The 24,960-nt window shown below is 60.5% G+C and carries 18 protein-coding genes, 4 tRNA genes and 3 pseudogenes; 10 read left to right on the top strand and 15 right to left on the bottom strand.

The features are described from left to right. The first annotated feature begins 135 nt into the window (after positions 1 to 135). The 5 genes and pseudogenes from HU731_RS25195 to HU731_RS29085 form a co-directional block, all read left to right on the top strand. Complete coding sequence (locus tag HU731_RS25195) at positions 136 to 2,916, top strand: type VI secretion system Vgr family protein (protein ID WP_186608379.1); 2,781 nt, start codon at positions 136 to 138, stop codon at positions 2,914 to 2,916. Then, entirely contained in the window at positions 2,913 to 7,394 is a 4,482-nt protein-coding gene (locus HU731_RS25190; RefSeq protein WP_186608378.1) for an RHS repeat-associated core domain-containing protein, read from the top strand. Before HU731_RS25195 ends, HU731_RS25190 begins: the two co-directional genes overlap by 4 nt. A 60-nt stretch (positions 7,395 to 7,454) precedes the next feature. Next, positions 7,455 to 7,946 carry a hypothetical protein gene (locus HU731_RS25185; protein WP_186608377.1) on the top strand — a complete coding sequence of 164 codons (492 nt, stop codon included), beginning with the start codon at positions 7,455 to 7,457 and terminating at the stop codon, positions 7,944 to 7,946. Beyond that, positions 7,943 to 8,134 (top strand): annotated as a pseudogene (locus HU731_RS25180) (PAAR domain-containing protein); the annotation flags it as partial. The gene HU731_RS25185 and the pseudogene HU731_RS25180, both read left to right, overlap by 4 nt. Before the next feature lie 180 nt (positions 8,135 to 8,314). Next, positions 8,315 to 8,629, top strand: a pseudogene (locus tag HU731_RS29085) (hypothetical protein); the annotation flags it as partial. Between the two features lie 429 nt (positions 8,630 to 9,058). On the opposite strand, the gene HU731_RS25165 reads toward HU731_RS29085, so the two are convergent. From HU731_RS25165 to HU731_RS25145, 5 genes are all read right to left on the bottom strand, one after another. Beyond that, positions 9,059 to 9,232, bottom strand: a complete 174-nt coding sequence (locus tag HU731_RS25165) for a hypothetical protein (RefSeq protein ID WP_186608375.1) — start codon at positions 9,230 to 9,232, stop codon at positions 9,059 to 9,061. A gap of 38 nt (positions 9,233 to 9,270) precedes the next feature. Then, positions 9,271 to 9,346 (bottom strand) — tRNA-Gly (locus HU731_RS25160). Between the two features lie 3 nt (positions 9,347 to 9,349). Then, positions 9,350 to 9,425: transfer RNA gene (locus HU731_RS25155), tRNA-Glu, on the bottom strand. A gap of 105 nt (positions 9,426 to 9,530) precedes the next feature. Next, positions 9,531 to 9,606 (bottom strand) — tRNA-Gly (locus tag HU731_RS25150). Positions 9,607 to 9,609: 3 nt separating this feature from the next. Continuing rightward, positions 9,610 to 9,685: transfer RNA gene (locus tag HU731_RS25145), tRNA-Glu, on the bottom strand. Positions 9,686 to 10,055: 370 nt separating this feature from the next. On the opposite strand from HU731_RS25145, the gene HU731_RS25140 reads away from it, so the two are divergent. Both HU731_RS25140 and HU731_RS25135 read left to right on the top strand, forming a co-directional pair. Continuing rightward, positions 10,056 to 10,814 carry a hypothetical protein gene (locus HU731_RS25140; protein WP_014717762.1) on the top strand — a complete coding sequence of 253 codons (759 nt, stop codon included), beginning with the start codon at positions 10,056 to 10,058 and terminating at the stop codon, positions 10,812 to 10,814. A gap of 293 nt (positions 10,815 to 11,107) precedes the next feature. After that, positions 11,108 to 11,920 carry an alpha/beta fold hydrolase gene (locus tag HU731_RS25135; RefSeq protein WP_186609520.1) on the top strand — a complete coding sequence of 271 codons (813 nt, stop codon included), beginning with the start codon at positions 11,108 to 11,110 and terminating at the stop codon, positions 11,918 to 11,920. A 36-nt stretch (positions 11,921 to 11,956) separates the two neighbouring features. Here the strand turns inward: HU731_RS25135 and HU731_RS29025 are convergent, their stop codons facing one another. The 4 genes and pseudogenes from HU731_RS29025 to HU731_RS25120 all read right to left on the bottom strand — a co-directional run bounded on the left by HU731_RS29025 (position 11,957) and on the right by HU731_RS25120 (position 16,411). Continuing rightward, the gene (locus tag HU731_RS29025; RefSeq protein WP_437180740.1) at positions 11,957 to 12,661 is read right to left on the bottom strand and encodes a methyl-accepting chemotaxis protein; all 705 of its coding nucleotides are present in this window, start codon (positions 12,659 to 12,661) and stop codon (positions 11,957 to 11,959) included. 201 nt (positions 12,662 to 12,862) lie between these two features. Then, positions 12,863 to 13,042 (bottom strand): annotated as a pseudogene (locus HU731_RS29020) (HAMP domain-containing protein); the annotation flags it as partial. Positions 13,043 to 14,036: 994 nt separating this feature from the next. Beyond that, positions 14,037 to 15,449: an aminotransferase-like domain-containing protein gene (locus HU731_RS25125; RefSeq protein WP_186609526.1), complete on the bottom strand. Its 1,413-nt coding sequence runs from the start codon at positions 15,447 to 15,449 to the stop codon at positions 14,037 to 14,039. Between the two features lie 200 nt (positions 15,450 to 15,649). Continuing rightward, complete coding sequence (locus HU731_RS25120; protein WP_003190072.1) at positions 15,650 to 16,411, bottom strand: SDR family oxidoreductase; 762 nt, start codon at positions 16,409 to 16,411, stop codon at positions 15,650 to 15,652. Positions 16,412 to 16,639: 228 nt separating this feature from the next. On the opposite strand from HU731_RS25120, the gene HU731_RS25115 reads away from it, so the two are divergent. Next, entirely contained in the window at positions 16,640 to 17,647 is a 1,008-nt protein-coding gene (locus tag HU731_RS25115) for an NADP-dependent oxidoreductase (RefSeq protein ID WP_186609527.1), read from the top strand. 124 nt (positions 17,648 to 17,771) lie between these two features. Here HU731_RS25115 and pyrF read toward each other — a convergent pair whose 3' ends face one another. Then, positions 17,772 to 18,470: an orotidine-5'-phosphate decarboxylase gene (gene pyrF / locus HU731_RS25110; protein WP_032892612.1), complete on the bottom strand. Its 699-nt coding sequence runs from the start codon at positions 18,468 to 18,470 to the stop codon at positions 17,772 to 17,774. Positions 18,471 to 18,729: 259 nt separating this feature from the next. Here pyrF and HU731_RS25105 point away from each other — a divergent pair, with 259 nt between their 5' ends. Together HU731_RS25105 and HU731_RS25100 are read left to right on the top strand one after the other, a co-directional pair. Then, a complete protein-coding gene (locus HU731_RS25105; protein ID WP_034127268.1) occupies positions 18,730 to 19,494 on the top strand; it encodes a response regulator in 765 nt (254 codons plus the stop codon). After that, positions 19,494 to 20,525, top strand: a complete 1,032-nt coding sequence (locus tag HU731_RS25100) for a sensor histidine kinase (protein WP_186609528.1) — start codon at positions 19,494 to 19,496, stop codon at positions 20,523 to 20,525. Before HU731_RS25105 ends, HU731_RS25100 begins: the two co-directional genes overlap by 1 nt. A gap of 163 nt (positions 20,526 to 20,688) precedes the next feature. On the opposite strand, the gene HU731_RS25095 is transcribed toward HU731_RS25100, so the two are convergent. The 5 genes from HU731_RS25095 to HU731_RS25075 all read right to left on the bottom strand — a co-directional run bounded on the left by HU731_RS25095 (position 20,689) and on the right by HU731_RS25075 (position 24,943). Next, complete coding sequence (locus tag HU731_RS25095; protein ID WP_003190063.1) at positions 20,689 to 21,753, bottom strand: AI-2E family transporter; 1,065 nt, start codon at positions 21,751 to 21,753, stop codon at positions 20,689 to 20,691. Between the two features lie 73 nt (positions 21,754 to 21,826). Then, on the bottom strand, positions 21,827 to 22,645 hold the full coding sequence (locus HU731_RS25090; protein ID WP_186609530.1) for a DUF4892 domain-containing protein: 819 nt from the start codon (positions 22,643 to 22,645) through the stop codon (positions 21,827 to 21,829). Positions 22,646 to 22,747: 102 nt separating this feature from the next. Then, on the bottom strand, positions 22,748 to 23,602 hold the full coding sequence (locus HU731_RS25085) for an alpha/beta hydrolase (protein ID WP_186609532.1): 855 nt from the start codon (positions 23,600 to 23,602) through the stop codon (positions 22,748 to 22,750). Then, entirely contained in the window at positions 23,599 to 24,402 is an 804-nt protein-coding gene (locus HU731_RS25080; protein ID WP_044273029.1) for an alpha/beta fold hydrolase, read from the bottom strand. The genes HU731_RS25085 and HU731_RS25080 overlap by 4 nt, the downstream gene beginning before the upstream one ends. A gap of 97 nt (positions 24,403 to 24,499) precedes the next feature. Then, positions 24,500 to 24,943, bottom strand: coding sequence for a hotdog fold thioesterase (locus HU731_RS25075; RefSeq protein ID WP_014717751.1), 444 nt, complete (start codon positions 24,941 to 24,943; stop codon positions 24,500 to 24,502). Positions 24,944 to 24,960 lie beyond the last annotated feature (17 nt).

Here is a 24,960-nt window from a genome sequence, read left to right as displayed (position 1 = left end):
AAAAAAACACCCCACCCCAACTTAGAGAAACTTCCCACAACACACACGGAAAGCATGAAGGCGACAGCCAGATAACGCCTCTTTAAAGTTCAAGGCCTCTGAAACCTGCCAAAGGGATTGCCCGCAGGAGTTGCCATGCCTAACTTGCGTGATGTGCGCTTTGCCTTCAGTTCTACCGCCAGTATCGACTTCGATGTGGTCTCGTTTGAACTTACCGAAGGTATTGGCGAACTGTATTGCCTGATCGTGGATTTGGTCAGCACTTCGGCCAACGCCAACTTCATGCAACTGCTGGATCAACCCGCCGCCCTGACCATCTGGCAAGGCGAGCAACCGGTGCGCCATGTACACGGCCTCATCAGCCGTTTCGAACAGGGCAAGACCGGCTTTCGCCGCACCCGCTATCGCGCCGTGATCGAACCACAACTGGCCCGCGCCACCCTGCAATCGGACTGGCGCATCTTCCAGCAACGCAGCGTGCCGCAGATTCTCGAACAGCTGTGCACCGAACGCCGCTGGGGCGCCTGTACCCAACACCTGACCGAAACCCACCTGCCCCGCGAATACTGCGTACAGGCCGGCGACCTGGACTGGGACTTCTACCAGCGCCTGGCCGCCGAAGAAGGCCTGTTGTCGATCTTCCAGCACAGCGAGGGCGGGCATCAGCTGATTCAGGCCGACCATATCGCCAGCTTCGGGATGCTCGAGGGCGAACCGCTGGTGTACGAGGCCAACCCCGGTGGCGATCAGGCGCAGCCGGCGCTGCACAGCTTCACCTACCGCGAGCAGGTGCGCAGTGCCCAGCAAACCCAGCGCGACTACACCTTCACCCACCCGCGCTACAACCTGGAGCAACACGAGCAGGCACGCCAGCTGGAGCACCAAAGCCCCGACTACGAACGCTACGACTACCCCGGCCGCTACAAGCACGACGACGCCGGTAAACCTTTTACCCAGACCCGCCTGCAAGGCCTGCGCGGCGATGCGCGCACCGCCGAAGTCACGGGCGACGATGCGCGCCTGGTGCCGGGGCTGGCGTTTGACTTGGTCGGTCACCCGCGTGAGGACCTCAACATCGGCTGGCGCGCCGTCGTCATCAAACATGTCGGCCGCCAGCACACCGCGATGGAAGAAGAAGCCGCCGGCAGCCAGGTGGGCACCCATTACAGTTTTACCGCCACACTGATTCCCGACAGCGTCGAATGGCAAGCACCACCACGCCCCAAACCCTGTATCGAAGGCCCGCAGATCGCCACCGTGGTCGGCCCGCCCGGCGAAGAAATCTACTGCGACGAACACGGCCGCGTGCGCGTGCAATTCCCCTGGGACCGCCAAGGCCAGGACGACGACCGCAGCTCCTGCTGGGTGCGTGTCACCCACAACTGGGCCGGTGCTGGTTGGGGCCACGTCGCCCTGCCCCGGGTCGGTCAGGAAGTGCTGGTGGGCTTTGTGCAAGGCGATCCCGACCAGCCGATGATCATCGGCCGCAGCTACCACGCCATCAACCGTTCACCGTACAAACTGCCGGACTTCAAGGCCCTCAGCCCCATCCGCAGCAAGGAGCTTCACGGCGAGCGCCACAATGAACTGCGCCTGGACGACACCACCGGGCAGATCAGCGCCAGTTTGATGAGCGAACACGCCGCCAGCGCCCTTACCCTCGGCTACCTCACCCACCCACGCCCCGGGGGCGGCGTGCCGCGTGGCGAAGGCTTTGAACTGCGCACCGACGCCCACGGTGTACTGCGCGCCGGCGCCGGCCTATTACTCACCACCCAACTGCGCCCCCGTGCCGCAGAGCACCACACCGACCTGCCGGAGACCGCCGAACAACTCGATACCGCCCGCCAACACCACGCCACCTTCGCCAGCGAAGCCCGCGACCACCTGGCCCAGGAAAGCGGCGATCAAGACGAAGTCGCCGACGCACTCAAGGCCCAACACAGTGCCATCCGTGGCACCGGCGGCAACCCCAACGCCAACCAGTACCCGGAACTGGCCGAACCGCACCTGGTACTGCACAGCCCGGCCGGCATCGCCAGCAACACCCCGCAGTCCACCCACATCGCCAGCGGCGAACACCTGGCCCTCAGCAGCGGCGGCCACACCAGCCTGGCCATCGGCAAGCGCCTGCTGATCAGCGCCAGCCGGGGGGTGCGCACCTTTGTGCAGAGCCTGGGCTGGCGGTTGGTGGCGGCCTCCGGCGATATCGATATTCGGGCGCTGAAAGACAACATCAACGTGTTGGCCAAGCTCAAGGTCACCGTAACGGCTGAGCGCATTACGTTGAGTGCCAAGGAAGAGATTGTGATTCAGGCGGCGGGGAGTAGCACCACTTACAACGCCGGGGGGATTACTCATGCTACCGGTGGGGTGTACACCGGGCACGCCGTGCAGTTTATCTACGACTCTTCGAAGAGTAAGGCGGGGGCGTTTCCGGAGGAGCCGAAGGCGGGGAAAGGGAATTTGGAATTGCTCCAACAGTATGCCAACGGAGTCGCCTTCAAGGGAGGCGAATACAAGGTTGAGGATGCCTTGGGGAAGGTTTTCAAAGGGTCTCTGGACGCGAACGGATTTGCAGCGGTAGCCGGTGTTGCGCCAGGTCCGGCCAAAGTGCTTTTCAGCAAAGACCCGGTCGATGTCTGGACCGATCCCGGCTTTCCCGGTCCGCATGAGCAGATAGAAGCAAGCGCCACTGAAGCCTCCCCACCACTGCCGACACAAGCGCAAGCCCTACTGGACAAGGTGCTCAACACCACCAAACAAACGCCAACGAGCCTGGCTACCGACCTTCTGAAAAAGACCGTGCCAATGCCAAACGCTGCGACAGCGCTGGCCTCCCAGTTACCTCAGGCACTCGTGAAAAACGCCGAGAGGCTCGGATTGCCACGCAATCTCTCGGAGAAGACACAATGACCGCAGCCACTGCGCGCCCGCCTCAATCAGCCACCGCCCCGCTCAATACCACATCAAAAAATGACATTGATGCGGGCAAGGAAAAGCTCGACAAGTGGCTGCGTAATCTCACCAACGATGCCATTGGCTGGAATGCCGTACAAACCGCAGGCGCTGTAATTCCAGGTGTCGGCACCGTCTTTGCCGCGATTGATGCGATTGGTGACCTGCTCACACTGATCGACGGTGATCAAAACGACTTCCTGACCTGGGTCAGCTTTGGTGTCAATGTCGTCGGCCTGATCTCCTTTCCCGGTGTCGGGCCTGCACGGCTGGCGGTGCGCACCACGCTTTTAACGGTCAGGCGCAACGGTTTGCCCGCCATTTCGACGGCCATGCTCAGTGCATTGGAGGAGAACCTTAACGACAAAACTCGTGGCGCCCTGGAAGATTTTGCCAACGCCATCCAAGCGCGTCTCAGTGAACTGCTCACCAAAATCGCCGCAGAAATCAGGAAAGCCTGCGCCGCCTTTGCCCGTATGCTCAGGAGTATTGCCAGCGAGCAAGGGCAGCAGGCGCTGGCAAAAAAGGCCAAGATCGGCTCTTTCTTCTTCGGCCCAGTGGTCGGCATTGCCGCCCAATTCATGATTGACGACAGGCTGCTGTCCAAAGCCGTTTGCCAGAAACTGCTCACCGTCGCCAGTGCCGCTGACAGAATCGGCTTGGCGGTGGCGCAAAAAGTACAGGGGCTAGGAGACCCGAAAAAAATCGGCAGCATCGGCAACCTGATCATGGCATTGGTCAGTGCATTGGCAGCCCGCAAACGTCGAGGTACTCAAACAGCCAGTGCCTCCAGTCACCAGAACAATCGAGCTCAAGCGACCCAAGGCCAAGGCCCACTGGTCAGTCAATCAACTCAACGCAAAACCGCCCATGACCCAAATGGTTGTAAGAACTGCAAGCCTAGCGTCCCTGTAGGTACTCGCCACAGCATCAGTTTCGCCACCGGCAGTGAAACACTGGAACATACCGATTTCTCGCTGCCCGGCCCCTTCCCAATCGAGTGGACGCGAACCTACCGTTCCAGCCTTGCTGCATTTGATCAAGGAAGCCTTGGCGCACGTTGGATCACGCCATTCTCGATTCGCATTGATCAAGATGAGAACGGCCTGAGCTATAACGGCTATGACGGGCGCAGCCAGCGTTACCCTGATGTCCAGATCAGCAAGCATCACTACGACCCGATCGAAGGGGTGTTGCTGATTCGCACCACGCTCAACACGTTGGTGGTCGTACGCGGTCACGACAGCCAGGAGACATTTCAAAAGCAAGGTGATCGCTACCTGCTCAGCGGCATTACCTTACGAGGGGGCGCACGCATCGCCCTGCACTATGAGCATCAACACGCAGGCCGGGCCCTGCTTTCAGACCTGCTCACCTATCAGGATGACACTCAGCACCAGCACATTCAGACCCGCCTCGACGAACACGGCCGTATCAATGCTCTGTGGTTGATGCACGAAGGCCTGCCTCAGCGCCAACTGACGGGTTATGACTACGACGAACACGGCGACCTGATTGCCGCCCGCGACGAACACGCCGCGCAGTGGGACTACCAATATCAGCATCACCTGATCACCCGTTATACCGACCGCACCGGGCGCGGTATCAACCTGCAATGGCAAGGCGAAGGTGCCGACGCCAAGGCCATACGCGAATGGGCCGACGACGGCACCTACGACACCCGCCTGGAGTGGGATGAAAATATCCGCCTGACCTACGTGACCGACGCGCTGGGCCAGGAGACCTGGTACTACTACGACATCCTCGGCTACACCTACCGTGTCATCCATCCAGACGGCAATGAAGAGTGGTTCTACCGGGACGATGCCAAGAACGTCGTCCGTCATATCCACACCGACGGTAGTACCGACAACTATGTCTACGATGACCGGAGCAACCTGCTCCAACACCTCCGCCCCGACGGCAGCAGTGTTCATCACGCCTACGATGATCAGGATCAACGCTTCAAAACCCGCGATGCCGAAGGCGGCCTGTGGAAGTACGACTACGATCAACGCGGCAACATCATCGAAACCATCGACCCGCTGGAGAACAAAACCCAATACAGCTACAACAGCGACAACCTGCCCGTGGTCATCACCGATGCCAACGGCGGCAGCAAACAACTGGCCTATAACCCTGACGGCCAACTGATCCGCTACACCGACTGCTCAGGCAAGGTCAGCCAGTGGGATTACGATGCGCTAGGCCAGCTCAGCCGCTTCACCGACGCCGAAGGTCATGTCACCCGCTACGAGTACCGCGCCGGGCAGCTGGTACGACTGATCCACCCCGACAAGACCGAAGAACACTTCGAACGCGACGCCGAAGGTCGCCTGCTCACCCATACCGACGCCCTGCGCCAACGCACCACCTGGGACTACAACGAAGCCGGGCTGATCCGGAAACGCCTGGATGCCAACGGCACAACCCTCGATTACCGCTGGGATCGCCTCGGTCAACTGACCGAGTTACGCAACGAAAACAACAGCACCGCCAGCTTCAAGTACGATCCCGCCGGACGTCTACGCCAGGAAACCAGCTTCGACCAGCAGATCACCGATTACCTCTACGACCACGGCAGCAACCAGCCGACCCGTCGCATAGCTGGCGACCGGGTCACTACGTTCGAGTACGATCTACTCGGTCGCTTGATCGCCCGTAATGCCGGGCACAGGAAAGGCAAGGAATGGCAGACCGAGACCTTCGCCTATGACGGCAATGGCAACCTGCTGCTGGCCGAGAACGCCGCGTGCAAACTGCAATGGTTCTACGACCGTGCGGGCAACAACACCCGCGAGCATCAGTACCTGCGCTATTTGCAGGAACCGCATGTCGCCATTTGGAAGCACGAATACGATGCCCTCAACCAGCGTATCGCTACTACACGACCAGACGGCCATCGTGTCAGTTGGTTGACCTATGGCAGCGGCCATCTGCTGGCGTTGAAGGTCGACGACACCGAACTGCTCAGCTACCAGCGCGACAACCTGCACCGTGAAATCGCCCGCGACCAAGGCAACGGTCTACAGCAGCGGCAGGCCTGGACACCCAACGGCCAGTTGCTGGAACAGGCATTGGGCAAACGCGGCGACCCTCAACGCTTGGTTGTGCGCAACTACCGGCACGACGCAGCCGGCCAACTGACTCGCATCGACGACACCCGACGCGGCGCGCTCAGTTACCGTTACGATCCACTCGGTCGACTGCTCGCAGCCCAAACCATCAGCGGCGAAGAAACCTTCGCCTTCGACCCGGCCAGCAACCTCCTAGACCCGCAGGCACCGCGTCGTCCCAACCAATACGGCCCAACCAAACTGCTCGACAACCTGCTGCGCGACTACGTCGGCACCCACTACAGCTACGACGAACGCGGCAACCTCAAGGAACGTCTGCACAACGGCAAAAAATCACACTTCACCTGGGATCTATACGACCGTCTGATTGGCTACGCAGACGACAGACTCACCGTCAGCTTTGCCTACGACGCACTGGGACGGCGTCTGTTCAAACTGTCCAAGGCCAAGTACCACGACCGCCGCGAAGCCGGGCCGATGTGGAACAAGCTGGAGCGCGCCAAGCTCGACGAACAATACGGCTGCGGCTACACGATTTATGGCTGGGACGGTGATCTGCTGGCCTTTGAAAGCCGTAACAACGACAAAAGCGAACACCTCACCCACTACTTTTTTGAACCGGACAGCTTTGTGCCGGTGGCGCAGGCGGTGGAGCAACGCAGCATCCAACTGCTTCCCGAGCCGGTGTACGAAGGCGCCTACGACATCGACCGTGATCCGGTTTGGCAGCACAAACCAGAACCGGTGACCTTTAGCGCTGTGGCTTGGTACCAATGCGACCACCTCGGCACACCGATGGAGTTGACGGACGAACAAGGTGACATCGCCTGGGCCGGGGTCTACAAAGCCTGGGGACTGGCGAAGGAGCAGCGTAGCGAGACTGCCAAACGTACCGACATCCGCAATCCGTTGCGCTTTCAAGGCCAGTACTTCGATGTGGAAACCGGGCTGCACTACAACCGCTATCGGTACTATGATCCGCAGGTTGGGCGGTTTATTGGCAAGGATCCGATTGGGTTTGCTGGTGACTTGAATGTGTATGCCTATGCACCGAATTCGGTGGAGTGGATTGATCCACTGGGGCTGGCTAAACATAGCCCCGATAGTGCGTACTGTCGAGGCTTACACCTTAAAATTATTAACATTCGTAAAAGCTTAGACAAGCGCTGGAGTGAACTAGAGTCTGATGAGCAAGGCCTACCAGAGTATATAGGTCCTGGAGAAAAAGCTTATCAAACTAGACGAGGCCATAGGCAGCTGATCAACAGAGAGGATAGAGTTCTGAGAGATATAGAAAAGCAATATGAAGAAGAATGCGGTGGAGAAAAAAAGATAACATGCCCTTGCAGGTCGAAATAATAGCGCCATCCGATTGACTGGATACACTTTGATTCTTATATAAACTAAAGAGAGGGGCACATGAAAACACTAAGGCAGGCATTATATGAGAAAACTGGTAGCAAAGGAGGCAAGGCATTAAAAGAGCTTGCTAAAACCTACGACGAGATGACACTTGGGTACGACTTTTATCCCGATGAGTGTCTTGACCTTATATTTGAAATCTTAACGGTCGAAGAACTTTTTATGAGGACTGGCATGGACTCATTCCTGCTTCGCTTCTCGACAGACGTTGAAAGACTTTCCGTTTCGCAAAAAAACAAATTATTGGACACCATTATCAACAACTATCACAAATATAAAAACTTGGATTTTTGCTGGGTTATTGCAGATATCATTGCACGCCAATATGAGCCAAGCTCTGCAATTCATGCTTTTGATAGAGCCGCGAAAAACTCAACCAGCCAAGGAAAAGAAGGAATTGCTCTGGGCTTAAACATACTATCAAAAAACAAACAACTAGAAAGCCCCTTAAAAAACAATATAAAAGATATTATGAGCAGACTATTATGAAGAAAATGATTCGCTTCGGTAACACCACCGACCACGGTGGTTCAGTAATCGAGGTCATCCCCCACACCAACCTCAGCGGCAAACCCATGGCCGGAAAAGGCCACATGGTGATGTGCCCCTTATGCAAGGGCTCATTCCCGATTGTCGAAGGCAGCAGCACCTACTCGGTCAACGGCATTCCCGTGGCTTGAGATGGTATGAAGACCACCTGCGGCGCCACCTTGATCGCCAGCGACTCCCGCAGTTCCGTGCACCGCTGATCAGTTCCCCGCTCTTTAACAAAAAGATGCCCCCTCTCGGCTCGGTCATGTCACCAACGCCGAAGGTCATGTCACCCGCTACGAGTACCGCGCGGACAACTCGTACGATTGATCCACCCAGACAAGACCGAAGAACACTTCGAACGCGACGCCGAAGGTCGCCTGCTCACCCATACCGATGCTCTGCGCCAACGCACCACCTGGTATTACAACGAGGCTGGGCTGATCCAGAAGCGCCTGGATGCCAACGACACAACCCTCGATTACCGCTGGGACCGCCTCGGCCAACTGACCGAGTTACGCAACGAAAACAACAGCACCGCCAGCTTCAAGTACGATCCCGCCGGACGTCTACGCCAGGAAACCAGCTTCGACCAGCAGATCACCGATTACCTCTACGACCACGGCAGCAACCAGCCGACCCGTCGCATAGCTGGCGACCGGGTCACTACGTTCGAGTACGACCCACTCGGTCGCTTGATCGCCCGTAATGCCGGGCACAGGAAAGGCGAGGAATGGCAGACCGAGACCTTCGCCTACGACGGCAACGGCAACCTACTGCTGGCCGAGAACGCTGCATGCAAGCTGCAATGGTTTTACGACCGTGCGGGCAACAACACCCGCGAGCACCAATACCTGCGCTATTTGCAGGAACCGCATGTGGCGGTGTGGAAGCATGAATACGATGCCCTCAACCAGCGTATCGCTACCACCCGCCCGGATGGCCATCGTGTCAGCTGCCTAACGTACGGCAGCGGCCATTTACTGGCGCTAAAAGTAGATGACCAAGAACTGCTCAGCTACCAACGCGACAACCTGCACCGCGAAATCGTCCGCGACCAGGGCAACGGTCTACAGCAGCGGCAGGCCTGGACACCCAACGGCCAGTTGCTGGAACAGGCATTGGGCAAACGCGGCGACCCTCAACGCCTGGTGGTACGCAACTACCGGCACGACGCAGCCGGGCAACTGACCCGTATCGACGACACTCGGCTCACCGTTGCGGTATTTATTGCGCACAAACAAAAACGCCGATCATCACTGATCGGCGTTTTCGTTAAATATGGAGCGGGAAACGAGACTCGAACTCGCGACCCCGACCTTGGCAAGGTCGTGCTCTACCAACTGAGCTATTCCCGCAAATGGCGTCCCCTAGGGGACTCGAACCCCTGTTACCGCCGTGAAAGGGCGGTGTCCTAGGCCACTAGACGAAGGGGACACGCTACTGAAACACATGGTGTGTGTTCCAGTGCCCAGAGGCCTTGTCCGAAGACTTGGTCCTGGTTTCACTCAATGCCGCCCGAGGGCCACACTGCTTGTAAATTGGAGCGGGAAACGAGACTCGAACTCGCGACCCCGACCTTGGCAAGGTCGTGCTCTACCAACTGAGCTATTCCCGCATATGGCGTCCCCTAGGGGACTCGAACCCCTGTTACCGCCGTGAAAGGGCGGTGTCCTAGGCCACTAGACGAAGGGGACACACGTACAACATTCACTCCCTACCGCGTTTCGCTGTGTGCTTTACGCTGTAAGTGGCGCGCATTCTATGGATGGATTGAAAGGTCGTCAACCCCCAAGGATAAATTTATTTAAATCAATGACTTCGCCATGGTTTCACGGCCTTCGCGGGCATTGGTACCGTCCGAGCCTTGGCGCCTATATTCTGGCGTTCGACAAGACGCTATAGTTCACCCAGGCAAATGATGGCAATGTGCATCCATCCGGGAACGCCTACCTATATAGAAGAAATCACCTGGGCAACTGGTCGATCGGTCCTATCCGCCGGATGACCCAGTCACTACACTCCACAGCACACCCTATTAAAGAGGTCACACCGGTGACACCACTCATGATCACCCTGCTGGTAATAGCCGGGATCGTAATACTGATCGCCATTGGCTACATGAACCACGTGGTGGAAAACAACAAGCTGGAAAAGAAGCGCACCGAGATCGAGCTTAACGATCGGCTGCGTCGCTGCGGTGAAATCACCGAGACCTTCCCTGGCCAACTGATGACCCCAGCGCTCAAGCTGTTGCTGGCTCGCCTGGAGCTGAACGTCAACCAGCGCCTGTTGAACCTCAACAAGTCCAGCACACCACTTAAGGCGCGCATCAACGAACTGAATGCGCTGATCGCCCAAGGCGAGTCGATTCCAGTGGCCAACCCGCCGGCACCGATCCAGACCGAAGCCAAGGCCAAGGACGTGCGCTTTTTGCTCGAAGCCCTGCACGGCCAAGTCACCCGCGCCGCCCAGGACGGCTTCCTGCCGACCAACGAGGCCAAGCATTGGATCAAGGAAATCCGGCATATCCTGGTGCTGCTGCACATCGAGTTTTTCAACAACCTCGGCCAGCACGCCCTGCTGCAAGGCCAACCCGGCCAGGCACGCCTGGCGTTCGAGCGCGGCGTGCAGTACCTGCGCAAACAACCGGAGCCGGTGCTCTACAGCGCTCAGTTGCAACTGCTGGAATCCCAATTGGCGCGCGCCAACTCCACGGTGCTGACCAACAGCCAGCCTGCCGAGGACGAAGTCAACGAGTTGACCGAGGGCTTGAAAGTCGTCGACGCTGACGCCGAGTGGAAGAAGAAAGCTATTTACGATTGATGGCAACGCGAGCGCAATGCGCAAAGCAACGAAGATCAAAGGTGGTGGGCTTGCCTGCGAAGACGTCGGCCCAGCAAAGATTGACGTTGACTGACCCACCGCTTTCGCGAGCAAGCCCGCTCCCACAGTTCGATGGCGGGGTGTCAGGTAGGTGAGCATCGGCTGGCTGGCCTTCATCGCAGGCAAGCCAGCTCCCACAGTGAAATCATCACATGCCATCAATGTGCACCTATCCCCCCGCCTCCGACTAGCGTAAAAAAGTGCCCCTCACTCCGTGAAATTAGAGGCCTGTTATGCCTGTCGCCGTGATTGATGGACAACCGCTGCACTATATCGACCAGGGCACCGGCCCCGTCGTGCTACTGGGTTCGAGTTACCTGTGGGCCAGCGACATGTGGGCGCCGCAGATTGAAGCGCTGTCGCAGCAATACCGCGTGATCGTCCCCGAATTGTGGGGCCACGGTGAGTCCGGCCCGTTGCCAGCACTCACTCGTTCCTTAGATGACCTTGCTCGTCAGGCCCTGGCACTGCTGGATCACCTGGACATCGCAGAGGCCAACCTGGTGGGCCTCTCGGTCGGTGGCATGTGGGGCGCACGCCTGGCGCTGCTGGCTCCCGAGCGCATCAACAGCGTGGTGCTGATGGATACTTACCTCGGGGCCGAACCCGAAGCAACGCGCCAGTACTATTTCTCGCTGTTCAAGATGATTGAAGACGCCGGGGCGATCCCCGAACCGTTGCTGGATGTGATCGCACCGATCTTCTTCCGCCCGGGCATCGACCGCGAATCCGCGCTGTACCAGGATTTTCGCCAGTCACTGCAAAGCTTCCCCAAAGAACGCTTGCTGGACAGTATCGTGCCGCTGGGCCGCCTGATCTTCAGCCGCGAAGACATCCTTGCGCAATTACCTGGATTGGACTCCGACACCACCCTGGTGATGTGCGGCGAGCAGGACAAACCCCGGCCACCGGCCGAGTCCGAGGAAATGGCCGAACTGATTGGTTGCAGCCTGATCCTGATCCCCGAAGCCGGGCATATCTCCAGCCGCGAGAACCCGGATTTCGTCAACGAGGCGCTGCTGACCTTCCTCGCCAACCACGCCTGATCGCCCTGCCCTCAGATCGCAGCGCCTTGGCTGCGATCAAAGGCGGAAATGCCCCACCATGCCCTTGAGTTGCGCGCCCAGCTGCGCCAACTGGATGCTCGAGGCGGCATTGCCTTGCATGCTCAACGCCGAATGATCGGCACTCGCCCGAATACTGGTAACGCTGCGGTTGATCTCTTCGGCCACCGAGCTCTGCTCCTCGGCGGCGGCGGCGATCTGTTGGTTCATCTGCTGGATCAACGAAACAGCCGCCGCAATGCTGCCCAAGGCCCCTTCGGTTTCCAGCGCATCACCGACCGCCAGTTTCACCAGCTCGCCGCTCTGCTGGATTTGCTGCACCGAGGAATGCGCGGCACTGCGCAAGGTGCTGACCAGCCGTTCGATTTCTTCGGTCGATTGCTGGGTGCGCTTGGCCAGTGCCCGCACCTCATCGGCCACCACCGCAAAGCCACGCCCTTGCTCACCGGCTCGCGCGGCCTCAATCGCAGCGTTCAAGGCCAGCAAGTTGGTCTGTTCGGCCACGCTCTGGATCACGCTCAAGACGGTACCGATATTCTGGATTTGCGCGCTGAGGCTTTCGATGCTGGCGCTGGCACTGTTGCTGGATGTGGCCAGCAATTCGATACGCTGCAAACTCATCCGCACCACTTGCTGGCCACTATCGACCTTGGCATCCGCGGTCTGCGCGGCCTGGGCCGCCTGCTCGGCATTGCGTGCCACATCGTGCACCGTGGCGGTCATCTGGTTCATCGCCGTGGCGACCTGCTCGGTTTCATCCTTCTGGCTGCTGACTTCGGCGGTGGTTTGCTCGGTGACGCTGGACAGCGAATGCGCGGAACTGGCGAGTTGTTCGATCCCCGCCTGCAACCCACTGACCATCTGGCTCAAGCTGTTGCCCATCTGCTGCATCGCCTGCATCAACTGGCCGATTTCATCACGCCGGCTGACCTCCATGCGCCCACTCAGGTCACCCGAGGCGATCTGCTGGGCCACGGCGATCACCGCACGCAACGGCGCAACAATCAAGCGGGTGATCACCCACGCAGCGATCAAACCCACCAGCAGTGCCAGGGCGGATGAACCGATGATCAACAGCGTGCTGTGCTGCAACTGCGTTTGCATGGACTGGTCCTCGGCGGCGTACGCCTGGTTGACCCGGTTCACCACTTGCTCGGCGCGGTCATGCAACTGGGTGTAGACCACTTTTTCCTGGGCCAGCAGCGCGGTGTATTCGCCGAGCTTTTCACTGAACGACGCGATATGCCCGGCGACTTCATTGAGTACGGTCTGGTAGCCGGGGTCCTTGACCGTGGTTTTGAGTTTCTCGACTTCAGCCAGGGCCTGGTCGGCTTGCTCGATCTTGCCCTGCCCGGCGTCCTCTGCGTCTGCCCTACGGCTCTGGTCCAGGCGTACCCGCGCCTCGTTCATGGCCTGCAACATCAGGCGCGACACCTGGCTGACCTGCCCTGCCTGCTCGATAAACTCCGCGCCCTCCTTGCCTTGGCTTTCCTTGAGGCCATAGGCGCCGTCGTCCGCCAGCCCGGCCTGCAGCACATCCAGGTTATTGGCCACGCTGGACACCGACCAACTGGCCATTTCCAGGGCGAGGTCTTTGGTCTGGGTCAACTCGACGAACTCATCGAATGCCTGGCGATAGGCGACCAAGGCTTGCTCAACGTCGCCCATCACTCGCTCGTTGCTGGCAGACCGAGCCTTGAGACGCGTGGCCTGGGCCAGCAGCGCATCGACACTGGCATGCAGGGCCTCAACAGCCTTGGGGTCGGCGTGCAGCGCATAGTCCTGCTCGATCAAGCGCACCTTGAGCAGGTCGCTGTTAAGCGTCGACATCGACGTGAGGCCTTCGAAGCGCTGGCCGATGGTCTGCAGGGACCACACACCGATGGCCGCGACCAGGGCAGTCAGCAGCAGTACCAGGGTAAAACCCAAGCCGAGTTTTTTTGCCATACCGAGGTTGGCGAAACGTCGTTGCACGCCCGAAATCATTGCACTTGATCCTCTTGCAATGGCAAATGCCATAAGCCAGGTTACAAGCAGCGAGATTCGCAACCCCGAGGCACTGAGCACAAGCCACTGGCGCCGGAATAATGGCAAAAAGCTACATGTGCGTCGTTTTCAGAATGGTCGAGGTCGATCTTGCCGCGCCCATGGCGCGAAACAGCGTCAGTGCGCGTTGATCAGCGGCGTAGGCCACATTGATGCGCAGCCATTCGCTGCACTCACCCGTGGGGCTGAACAACGCCCCCGGCGACAGCAACACACCGAGGCGCTGGGCGCAGGTTTGCAGCCGTGAGGGGTCGGCCAAGCCGGGTCGCGCCCACAGGAACATACCGCCCGCGGGCGCGGCAAATACCTGCCACTCTTCATCCTCCAGCACCTGCAATGTCGCGGCCATCTGCGCATTCAGGCGCTTGCGCAGGCGCTGCACCCACTTACGGTAAGTGCCGTTACTCAACAACGTCGCCACCATGGCTTCGGCAAAACGTGAGGTACCGATGCCTGTCAGGGTCTTGAGCTGGGCCAATTGCGTGATGATCGCAGCACTGGCACACAGGTAACCCACGCGCAGGGCACTGCTCAGGGTCTTGGAAAAGCTCGACACATAGATCACCCGGTCATCATGGGCCAACGCCGCCAAGCGTGTGCAACTGGCATGCTGCAGGTCGCCGTAGACATCCTCTTCGATAATCAGGAAGTCGCGCTCGCGTGCCAACTCCAACAAGCGCTCCGCCACCGGACGGCTCAAACTGGTCCCCGTGGGGTTGTGATACAGGCTGTTGATGAACAGGCACTTGGGCCGGTGGGTGTGCAGCAGCGCTTCCAACGCCGGGATATCCGGGCCGCCACGGGTGCGCGGCACCTGCAGCAGCGTGACCCCCTGAAAGGCCAGTTGGCGATAGAGGTTGCCATACCCTGGGGTCTCGACCACCACCTCATCACCGGGCTTGAGCAGCGTGCGTATCAGCAGGTCCTGGGCATGGCTGGCGCCATGGGTGGTGAGGATACGGTCCAGGCTGGCGGGCACGTGTATCTGGGTCAGGCGCTTGAGCAGTTGTTCGCGCAACGCCGGCAGCCCCAGAGGCGTGCTGTAGTTGAACAGGCCGCCGGTGTCAGTACGGCTCAGTTCACGGATCGCATAGTTGATGTCATCGCTTTCGCGCCAGGTGTCGGGTAGCCAGCCGCAGCCCAGCTTAAGCTCGCCCAGCGGGCCATCGGTAAAGGCGCCCCAGCCCTGTTCCGCACCTTCATACCAATGGTTTTCGTGGGCCGTGGCGGGTTGCGCCACCACAAATCCCGAGCCATGCCGGGGGGCCAGCAGCCCCTGGGCCACCAACCGTTCGAATGCCTCGATCACGCTGGCCTGGCTCAGCAGGTTATCCAGGGCCAATTGGCGAATGGACGGCAAGCGCGTGCCAGGGCTCACCCCCTCCTTGCGAATCCATTCTGCCACCGCGCTGACGATCTGCTGAACAACCGGTACCAGGGCTTGTCGATCGATGCCTAAATCCATGAGCCACTCACTTGAACTGTCTGTTAACCCAAAACAGTTAAGCACAGAAGCCTGGTAAAACCGGCCGCCAACTTTTATTAAAGTATTGATTTTATTAGATTATTTACCTACTGAAACATATTCGAGCACAGCCCACTGCCCGCCATGGAAACGCCCCACAGCACCCGGCTCTGTTTTCGAATGCCGCGTGGCCTGCCGTCCTAGATCGCCGTCGCGCCGCCGTCCACCGCCAGGGCCTGACCGGTGGTAAACGCTGCGCCATCACTGCACAGGTACAGCACGGCGCTGGCGATTTCCTCAACCTTGCCGATGCGGCCGACCGGGTGCATGGCTGCGGCAAACTCAGCCTTGCGCGGGTCAGCCTCATAGGCGCGGCGAAACATGTCGGTATCAATCACGGCCGGGCAGACGGCATTCACGCGGATTTTCTTCTTCGCGTACTCGATGGCCGCCGATTTGGTCAGGCCGATCACCGCATGCTTGGACGCCGCATAGATGCTCATCTTCGGTGCCGCCCCCAACCCCGCCACCGACGCGGTGTTGACAATGGCCCCGCCACCCTGGGCCAACAGCAACGGCAACTGATACTTCATGCACAGCCACACGCCTTTGACGTTAACCCCCATGATCGCATCGAACTCATCCAGACTGCCATCGGCCAGCTTGCCCTTTTCGATCTCGATCCCGGCGTTGTTGAAGGCGTAGTCCAGGCGCCCATAGGTGGCGACGGTCTGCGCCATCAATTGCTGTACGTCGGTGTCGAGCGTGACGTTGCAGCGCACAAATATCCCTTCGCCACCGGCCTGGTGGATCAGTGCCACGGTGCCCTCACCTCCCGCCACATCAAGGTCAGCGACCACCACCTTCAAGCCTTCGGCGGCGAATGCCAGCGCGGTGGCGCGGCCAATACCAGCGGCGGCGCCGGTCACCAAGGCGACCTGGCCGGAAAACGTCATGCTCATGGGAACTGTCCTGTGGAGTTAGTAGCGGTGGAGCGAGTCTAGCCAACGCCGGGAGCCGCGCGTCAGCACTATCAGAAGGCCGGTTGGCGCTGCATGAATGGCAGTGATAAAGCCGCCCGGCTGACTATCAGCGAGGCCTATTGCCGGGCATTCGCCGGCCCCCCACACCCTTGCCCTTCTGCCACTGAGGGTCTATCACTCATGTTCCCTTTCTAAAGAGTCCTTGCCATGACCGCCCAGACCAACCGCCAATTTCTACTCGCCAAACGCCCGGTCGGCGCAGCCACGCGAGAGACCTTCACTTACCAGGAAGTGCCGGTGGGCGAACCCCAGGACGGCCAGGTGCTGGTGCACAACGAATACCTGTCCCTCGACCCGGCCATGCGTGGCTGGATGAATGAAGGCAAGTCTTATATCCCACCGGTAGGCATCGGCGAAGTGATGCGCGCCTTGGGCGTAGGCAAGGTGCTTGCCTCGAAGCATCCGAACTTTGCGGTGGGGGACTACGTGAACGGTGCACTGGGTGTGCAGGACTATTTCCTCGGCGAACCCCGTGGTTTCTATAAGGTGGACCCCAAGCTGGCGCCCCTGCCTCGCTACCTGTCGGCCCTGGGCATGACCGGCATGACGGCCTACTTTGCTCTGCTGGAGACCGGCGCACCGAAAGCCGGTGACACCGTGGTGATCTCCGGTGCTGCCGGTGCCGTGGGCAGCATCGCCGGGCAGATCGCCAAGCTCAAAGGCTGTCGCGTGGTGGGGATCGCCGGTGGCGCCGAAAAGTGCAAGTTCCTGGTCGATGAGCTGGGCTTCGACGCCGCCATTGACTACAAAAGCGAAGACGTGCCCGCCGCCCTCAAGCGCGAGTGCCCCAAAGGCGTGGATGTGTATTTCGATAACGTCGGCGGCGATATTCTCGACGCGGTGCTCAGCCGCCTGGCGCTCAAAGCCCGCGTGGTGATTTGCGGTGCAATCAGCCAGTACAACAACAAGGAAGCGGTCAAAGGCCCGGCCAACTACCTGTCATTGCTGGTCAATCGTGCGCGCATGGAAGGCTTTGTGGTGATGGACCACGCAGCGAACTTCGCGGCGGCGGGTCAGGAAATGGCCGGCTGGATGGCCCAGGGCAAGCTCAAGAGCAAGGAAGATATTGTCGAAGGGCTGGAGACATTCCCGGAAACGCTGATGAAGTTGTTCAACGGCGAGAATTTCGGAAAGTTGATTTTAAAGGTAGCCTGACACAGTGCAGATCTAAATGTGGGAGCGGGCTTGCTCGCGAAAGCGGTGGTTCAGTCAACCCATTCGGTGCCTGACACAACGTATTCGCGAGCAAGCCCGCTCCCACATTTTAGATTGGGGACATTCAGGCGATCTCGGCGACGACCGCTGCCAACGCTTTTGCAGGATCCGCCGCCTGGCTGATCGGACGGCCGATCACCAGGTAATCCGAGCCCGCATCCAGGGCCTGGCGCGGGGTCAGGATACGGCGCTGGTCATCCTGGGCGCTGCCGGTGGGGCGGATACCCGGTGTCACCAGTTGCAACGACGGATGCGCGTTTTTCAGGGCCTGGGCTTCCAGGGCCGAGCACACCAGGCCGTCGAGGCCGGCTTTCTGCGCCAGGGCTGCCAGGCGCAACACCTGCGCCTGCGGCTCGATATCCAGGCCAATGCCTGCCAGGTCTTCGCGCTCCATGCTGGTGAGCACGGTTACACCGATCAACAACGGTTTGGGGCCGCTGCGCTGTTCCAGCACTTCGCGGCAGGCGCTCATCATGCGCAGGCCACCGGAGCAGTGCACATTGACCATCCACACGCCCATCTCGGCTGCGGCTTTGACGGCCATCGCCGTGGTGTTGGGGATGTCATGGAATTTCAGGTCCAGGAACACTTCGAAGCCTTTGTCCCGCAAAGTGCCGACGATTTCCGCCGCGCAACTGGTGAACAGTTCCTTGCCGACCTTGACCCGGCAAAGCTTGGGGTCCAACTGGTCAGCCAGCTTCAGTGCGGCGTCACGGGTGGGGTAATCCAGGGCGACGATGATAGGAGTCTGGCAGACGGACATTGGAATGGGCTCTCAGGCAAGTCGAAATCGGCGCGGATTGTAGCGCAAGCAGCGCCGTTGCGGGATCCGATGATCGGTAAATACTGATCAAGCGCCCAATACCGGCGATTCAGGGCAATTGTTTCAACCCCGATACATTCACGACACGCCCCCAATACGCCGCCCCGCTAGCCTCGCGCACATGACCGCCCGCCCAGCACTTCCAGCCCTGGAACTGGGCGCCTATGCTGACAGCCACACTCAGGCAGATGACCTCGCTATGCATACCCCTTGCGACCCTGTAAACGAAGCGCCAAAAGACGCGGTGATCGCCGAAGACAAGCGCTGGAACACCCGCGCGCTGATTGTCGACGACGACGTGCCGATCCGCGAACTGCTGATCGACTACCTGGCACGCTTCAATATTCTCGCCTCGGGTGTTACCGACGGCACTGCCATGCGCCAGGCCATGCAAGCCGAAACCTTCGATGTGGTGGTGCTCGACCTCATGCTGCCGGGCGAAGACGGGCTGACGTTGTGCCGCTGGCTGCGCGCCGAGTCGGATATTCCGATTTTGATGCTCACCGCCCGCTGCGAACCTACCGACCGCATCATCGGCCTGGAACTGGGCGCCGATGACTACATGTCCAAGCCGTTCGAACCCCGAGAACTGGTCGCGCGTATCCAGACCATCCTGCGCCGGGTGCGTGATGACCGCACCGAACAGCGGGCCAATATCCGTTTCGACAATTGGCGCCTGAACAGCGTGCTGCGCCAGTTAGTGGCCGATGATGGCCTGGTGGTGCCGTTGTCCAACGCCGAGTTTCGTTTGTTGTGGGTGTTTATCGAACGCCCCCGCCGTGTGCTGAGCCGCGAACAGCTGCTGGACGCGGCCCGTGGGCGCTCCATCGAGGCTTTTGATCGCAGCATCGACTTGCTGGTGTCGCGCCTGCGCCAGAAGTTGGGGGATGACCCCAAGGCTCCGCAATTGATCAAGACCGTACGCGGCGAAGGCTACCTGTTCGACGCCCGGGATATCGGTTGATGCGCGCCCCCTTCAATACGCTGTTCGGGCGACTGTTCGGCCTGTTGCTGGTGGCGATTGTGCTGGCCCATGTGCTGGCGTTCTTCTGGTTCCACCACTACGGCCCGCCGCCACCACCTCGCGCGGCCTTCGTCGAGCAACCGGACGGCAGCCTCACGCCTTTGCGCAAAGCGGCTCGCCCCTGGTTCGGCGGACCGGTGGTGCCCCTGACGTTTCAATTTATCTCGCTGATCATCGCTGCCTGGTACGGCGCCAAACTGCTGAGCCGGCCGATCCAGCGCCTGAGCGCAGCGGCCGAGCGCCTGAGCGTCGACCTCGACAGCCCACCCCTGATGGAATCCGGCCCTCGCGAAGCACGCCAGGCGGCCTCCACCTTCAACCTGATGCAAAAGCGCATCCGCGAACAAGTCAGCCAGCGCGCCCGCATGCTCGGCGCGGTCTCCCACGACCTGCGCACCCCGCTCTCGCGCCTCAAGCTGCGCCTGGAACAAATCGAAGACCCCAAGCTGCAAGGCCAGATGCGCCAGGACCTGGACGACATGATCGGCATGCTCGATGCCACCTTGAGCTACCTGCACGAACAGCGCACCAGCGAGACACGGCATTGGCTCGATGTGCAGGCATTAGTGGAATCTTTGAGTGAAAACGCTCAGGACCAAGGCCGCGATGTGCAATTTTCCGGCACCTGTACGCCGTTGCAGGTACAGCCGATGGCCCTGCGTTCATGCCTGAACAACCTGATCGACAATGCCCTGCGCTATGCCGGCACCGCCCGGGTAGAACTGGCCGACAGCCGTGGCGCCCTGGTGATTCGGGTGATCGACCACGGCCCGGGAATCGCCGCCGACAAGCGCGAAGCGGTGTTCGAGCCGTTCTTTCGCCTGGAAGGGTCGCGCAACCGCAATTCCGGAGGGGTCGGCTTGGGGATGACCATTGCCCGGGAGGCCGTCGAGCGACTCGGCGGCCACCTGAGCCTGGAGGAGACACCAGGGGGTGGGTTGACGGCGGTGATGTGGTTGCCGAGGGTTTAAGAAGGCAGTCGCACGACCCGCACCTGTGGGAGGCCAAAATGTAGGAGCGAGCTTGCTCGCGAAAAACTCACAGGCACCGCGTTTATTCAGGAAGCACGCGTTATCGTTGACGTTTTTCGCGAGCAAGCTCGCTCCTACAGAAGGCCAGTTATGTAGTCACCGATCAGTTACAGGGTTTGTCTTCACGGCGCACCTGCGCCTGGCTCGCGCTCCAGTCTGTCAGCAGGCTGTAAGCCACCGCCAGCAACGTCGGGCCAATAAACAGGCCGATAAAGCCAAACGCTATCAACCCGCCAAACACGCCCAACAACACAATCACCAACGGCAGGTTGCCGCCACGGCTGATCAGGTATGGCTTGAGCACGTTATCCACGCCGCTGATCACGAACGTACCCCACACGCCCAGGAACACCGCGTAGGTGTAGTCGCCCTTCCACGCCAGCCACGCCGTGGCCGGGATCCACACCAGCGGCGGCCCCATGGGAATCAGGCTGAGCAGGAAAGTCACGATGCCCAGCACCAGCGCGCCCGGCACGCCAGCGATCAGAAAGCCGATCAGCGCCAGCAGCGCCTGGGCCGCAGCGGTGCCGATCACACCATTGACCACCCGCTGCACTGTGCCGGCCACCAGTTCGATGTAATAGCCCGCGCGCTCGCCAATCAGGCGCTCCAACAGGCGGTGCACAAACATCGCCAGGCGCGGCCCGTCGCGGTAGAAAAAGAACACGAAGACCAGGCTCAGGGTCAGTTCAAGAATGCCGCCGCCAATTTGCGCACTGCGCGCCAACAACCAATTGCCGACCTGGCCCAGGTACGGCTTGATGCTCACCATCAGCGCCGCGCCCTGTTGATCAATGCTGTCCCAGGTCGCCACCAGGCGCTCGCCTACGAAGGGGATCGACCCCAACCAGGTCGGCGCCTCGGGCAAGCCGTCGACCTGGATGTCCTTGATCAGCGCCACCGCATCACGCACATGGTCAGCCAGGTTGAACCCCAGCCATACCAATGGCACCGCCACCAGCAACATCCAGCCCAACGTCAGGATGCCGGCGGCCAGGGATTCCCGGCCGCCGAGCCAGCGGGTGAGCAAACGCATCAGCGGCCAACTGGCAAAGGCCAGCACCGCGCCCCAGAACAGCGCCGACCAGAACGGCGCCATGACCCAGAAGCTGGCACCAAACAGCACCAACAGCAGGATTTGCACCAGCAGGCGATCGTTATTGAGCATCGGGTATCTCGAGAAGAAGGCTGTAGAAAGAGAGCTTAGGCGAACGGCGCGGGTCCGTTCGCCCTTGTGGTGCTTAGCGTATCAGATGCAGATGCAGCCCTCGGGTTTCACCGCTGCCGGTTTCCAGACGGGCTGTGCGCACGCCCTTCTCCACCAGCGCCTGGCGCCAGGCCTGCGCCTGCGGCCCGCTCAGGCTCACACGCAGGGTGGTGTCGAGGTTCAAGGCTCGGGATATCAAGGTCAGCCAGGTGTCATCCGGTTCGGTGCCCAGCGCGGGAAAATCCAGCTCGCCGGTGCTTTTGAGTTCCCGCAGCAGGGTGGCCGAGGTGGGCAGCAGGTCGCCCAAGGGCGCGCTGGCGTCGAGTTGCTCCACATGCAGGTAGGCGCGGCGGTTACCACGGGTGATGCCGTACAGCGCGACCAGGGAATTGTCCTGGGGGGCGGCCAGGCGTAGCAGCAGGTATTCCTGTTGGCCGTCGGCGCCTACCAGCTTGGCGTTGCCGAACACCTCGTTGGCCCACAGGCTGCTTTCGCCACAATCGCGGGCCTTGCACCAGAACAACAACTGCGCGCCCTTGGCCTGCAAGGCTTCGCGCGTTGAGGTAAAGGCAGCGCTGGAGCTGTGTTCGGCGGGCAGTTCATAGGTGATGGCAGTGGCCGGGCCGCGCGCGATGGCTTGGCCTTCATAGCGCAACTGGCCGCTGATCTTGCGGATCGCGCCCATGGGGTAGATGCGTTCCTTGTCTTCAGCGGGGCGGTAATCGACGATTTGCGCATCCACCTGGCGGGCTACCGCCGGTAAATCCTGGCTGCCCGGCAGGTCGGCGGCAAATACGAGGGGGCTGAAACAGCAAAGGCCAAGGGCACGGATACCTCCTCTACCCAGGCTCATCGGATCAGTGAGCCCTGGCCAATGTTGTTCACAGCGATATTGAGTGTGTTCATGGTTGACTCCCTTTCAATCCGCCCAGCCTCGGCAGTTGACCCCGCCAAGTCAAGGCGTGGAGAAGAACCGATTGAAACAGTCTGCAACAAGAACCGCCCCGGGCTCGTCATTCAGGTGTAAATGATGGCCGCCTGGCAGCGTGGTAACCGTGAAGGGTAGCTGAGAAAGCAATTCGGGATGTTTCGCCAGCATGCCGTCAGCCGCGACCACCAACTGCGTAGGGCACCCTATCCTTCGCACGAAAGCCATGGCCTGTTCATCGGTCAGGCGCATCGGCGACGCCAGGGTCAGGCGGCTATCGCTGCGCCAGGTGTAGCCGCCCGGCACCGGCATCAAACCGCGCTGGGCCAGGAGCTGCGCCGCTTCACGGCTGACCGCCACCACACCTTTCATCCGCGCTTCAACCGCTCGATCAAGGCTGTTGTAGACCGGCTTACGCTTGTCTTGCAGGCTCATTTGCGCCTGCAACGCCATGCCCAGGCGCTCGGCCGCGTTCTCGCCGCTGGCGGTCGGCGGGATCACACCGTCGATCAGGCCCAGGTGTGTCACCCGCTCCGGCAAAGCCCCGGCCAACACCAGGGAGACGATGGCGCCCAGGGAGTGGCCAAGTAATGCAAAACGTTTCCAACCCAGTTGCTCGGCCACCTGCAGCACGTCGTAGACGTAATCCCACAAGGCATAACCGGCGCCGGCCGGGCGGTGCGCCGAATGCCCATGCCCCGCCATGTCCAGAGCGACGATGCGCAAGCCGTGCAGCTTGGGCGCCAGGCGCGCAAAGCTGTTGGCGTTGTCCAGCCAGCCATGCAGCGCAATCACCGGCAGGCCGTCCTCGGGCCCAAACAGATGCGCGGCCAGTTCGATGTGCGGCAGGCTCAGGCGTACCTCTTCGACAGGCGTACTCATGCGCAACTGCGCTCACGGGCCTGCCAGCGGGCAAACAGAGTCTTGATCAAGGCGGCGGTGTCCTGGGGGCGTTCAAGGGGGAACATATGGCCGCCGGGCATGGTGAGCATTTCGCCCATGGGGAGGCGGTCGACGCCGCTGGCATGGTGACGCATCACCACCCGGCTCTGGCGGCCACGCACCACGGCCAGGGGCACCTTCAACTGGCGCACCTGGCCCGGGCTGGTGTGGGGCACGCCGCGATAGATGCTGATTTCCGTGGCCGGGTCGAACCGCAGGCGCAGGCGATCGCCCACTTGCTGCAGGCCATGTTGCAGGTACGCGTCAAAGCAATCGGGGTCAAAGCCCCGGAACAGGGTCTTGCCAGCGAAGTAGCTGCGCGCGGTATCCAGGTCGGTGAATTCTTCGCGCCGGCCAAGGGTGCGCCCAGCCGGGGTGAGGCGGTCGATAAAGCCAAAGCGCTTGGCAGCGCGGATCACCCAGCGGTCTGCGCGGGTGAGCACCGGTGAATCCAGCATCACCACGCCCCGGTACAGGTGCGGGCAGCGCATGGCCGCGTGCAAATGCAGTACGCCGCCCAGGGAGTGGCCCACGCCCCACACTGGCTCTGGCTGCTGCTCCAGATGGTGGATGAGTTCGTCCACCAGGTTCTGCCAGTTATCATCCACCGGGAACCTGGGGTCGTGACCGTGCTGCGGCAGATGTGCCACTGCATATTCCGGGGCCAAGGCGGCAAACAGCTTGCCGTAGGTGGCCGAAGGGAAGCCATTGGCGTGGGTAAAAAACACGTGCTGCGACATACAGTTTCCATCAACCAGAACAGAGGGGGATTGTCACCATGCCCGGCGCCTTCAGCAATGACTGTAACTGCCAGGAATGATGACACTCACGCCACGCCTATCGCGCCGGCGGTTGTTCACCCAGCGGCACCACGGCCATGGTCAGGCGTGAGACACAACTGGCCTTGCCCTCGTCGCTGCTCAAGCGGATGTCCCACACCTGGGTGGTGCGCCCGATATGAATGGCCTTGGCCACCGCCGTCACCCGCCCGCTACGCACACCGCGCAAGTGGTTGGCGTTGACCTCCAGGCCTACGCAATAGAACTTGCTGGCATCAATACACAAATAGGCAGCCATGGAGCCGACACTTTCGGCCAGTACCACCGAGGCGCCACCGTGCAGCAGGCCGTAGGGCTGATGGGTGCGGTGGTCGACCACCATACTGGCGGTGAGGGATTCGTCGTCGAAGCTTTCGAAACGAATATCCAGCATTTCACCGATGGTGTTTTTCTGGATCGCGTTGAGGTGTTCGATATTCGGTTGGGTACGCCACAGGCTCATACGGTTGTCCTTGTTGG

This window comes from Pseudomonas salmasensis, assembly GCF_014268375.2.
GTDB lineage: Bacteria > Pseudomonadota > Gammaproteobacteria > Pseudomonadales > Pseudomonadaceae > Aquipseudomonas > Aquipseudomonas salmasensis.
The sequence above is the reverse complement of the archived record's forward strand: the minus strand, read 5'-3'. Positions and strand labels throughout refer to the sequence as shown.

Bases quoted from the DNA above. Each gene is read 5' to 3' on its own strand.
- pyrF (WP_032892612.1), bottom strand. From the start codon at position 18,470: ATGTCCGTCTGCCAGACTCCTATCATCGTCGCCCTGGATTACCCCACC.
- HU731_RS25090 (WP_186609530.1), bottom strand. From the start codon at position 22,645: ATGAGCCTGGGTAGAGGAGGTATCCGTGCCCTTGGCCTTTGCTGTTTC.
- HU731_RS25135 (WP_186609520.1), top strand. From the start codon at position 11,108: ATGCCTGTCGCCGTGATTGATGGACAACCGCTGCACTATATCGACCAG.
- HU731_RS29025 (WP_437180740.1), bottom strand. From the start codon at position 12,661: ATGACCGCCACGGTGCACGATGTGGCACGCAATGCCGAGCAGGCGGCC.
- HU731_RS25085 (WP_186609532.1), bottom strand. From the start codon at position 23,602: ATGAGTACGCCTGTCGAAGAGGTACGCCTGAGCCTGCCGCACATCGAA.
- HU731_RS25195 (WP_186608379.1), top strand. From the start codon at position 136: ATGCCTAACTTGCGTGATGTGCGCTTTGCCTTCAGTTCTACCGCCAGT.
- HU731_RS25105 (WP_034127268.1), top strand. From the start codon at position 18,730: ATGCATACCCCTTGCGACCCTGTAAACGAAGCGCCAAAAGACGCGGTG.
- HU731_RS25115 (WP_186609527.1), top strand. From the start codon at position 16,640: ATGACCGCCCAGACCAACCGCCAATTTCTACTCGCCAAACGCCCGGTC.
- HU731_RS25125 (WP_186609526.1), bottom strand. From the start codon at position 15,449: ATGGATTTAGGCATCGATCGACAAGCCCTGGTACCGGTTGTTCAGCAG.
- HU731_RS25190 (WP_186608378.1), top strand. From the start codon at position 2,913: ATGACCGCAGCCACTGCGCGCCCGCCTCAATCAGCCACCGCCCCGCTC.
- HU731_RS25100 (WP_186609528.1), top strand. From the start codon at position 19,494: ATGCGCGCCCCCTTCAATACGCTGTTCGGGCGACTGTTCGGCCTGTTG.
- HU731_RS25185 (WP_186608377.1), top strand. From the start codon at position 7,455: ATGAAAACACTAAGGCAGGCATTATATGAGAAAACTGGTAGCAAAGGA.
- HU731_RS25080 (WP_044273029.1), bottom strand. From the start codon at position 24,402: ATGTCGCAGCACGTGTTTTTTACCCACGCCAATGGCTTCCCTTCGGCC.
- HU731_RS25075 (WP_014717751.1), bottom strand. From the start codon at position 24,943: ATGAGCCTGTGGCGTACCCAACCGAATATCGAACACCTCAACGCGATC.
- HU731_RS25120 (WP_003190072.1), bottom strand. From the start codon at position 16,411: ATGAGCATGACGTTTTCCGGCCAGGTCGCCTTGGTGACCGGCGCCGCC.
- HU731_RS25095 (WP_003190063.1), bottom strand. From the start codon at position 21,753: ATGCTCAATAACGATCGCCTGCTGGTGCAAATCCTGCTGTTGGTGCTG.
- HU731_RS25140 (WP_014717762.1), top strand. From the start codon at position 10,056: ATGATCACCCTGCTGGTAATAGCCGGGATCGTAATACTGATCGCCATT.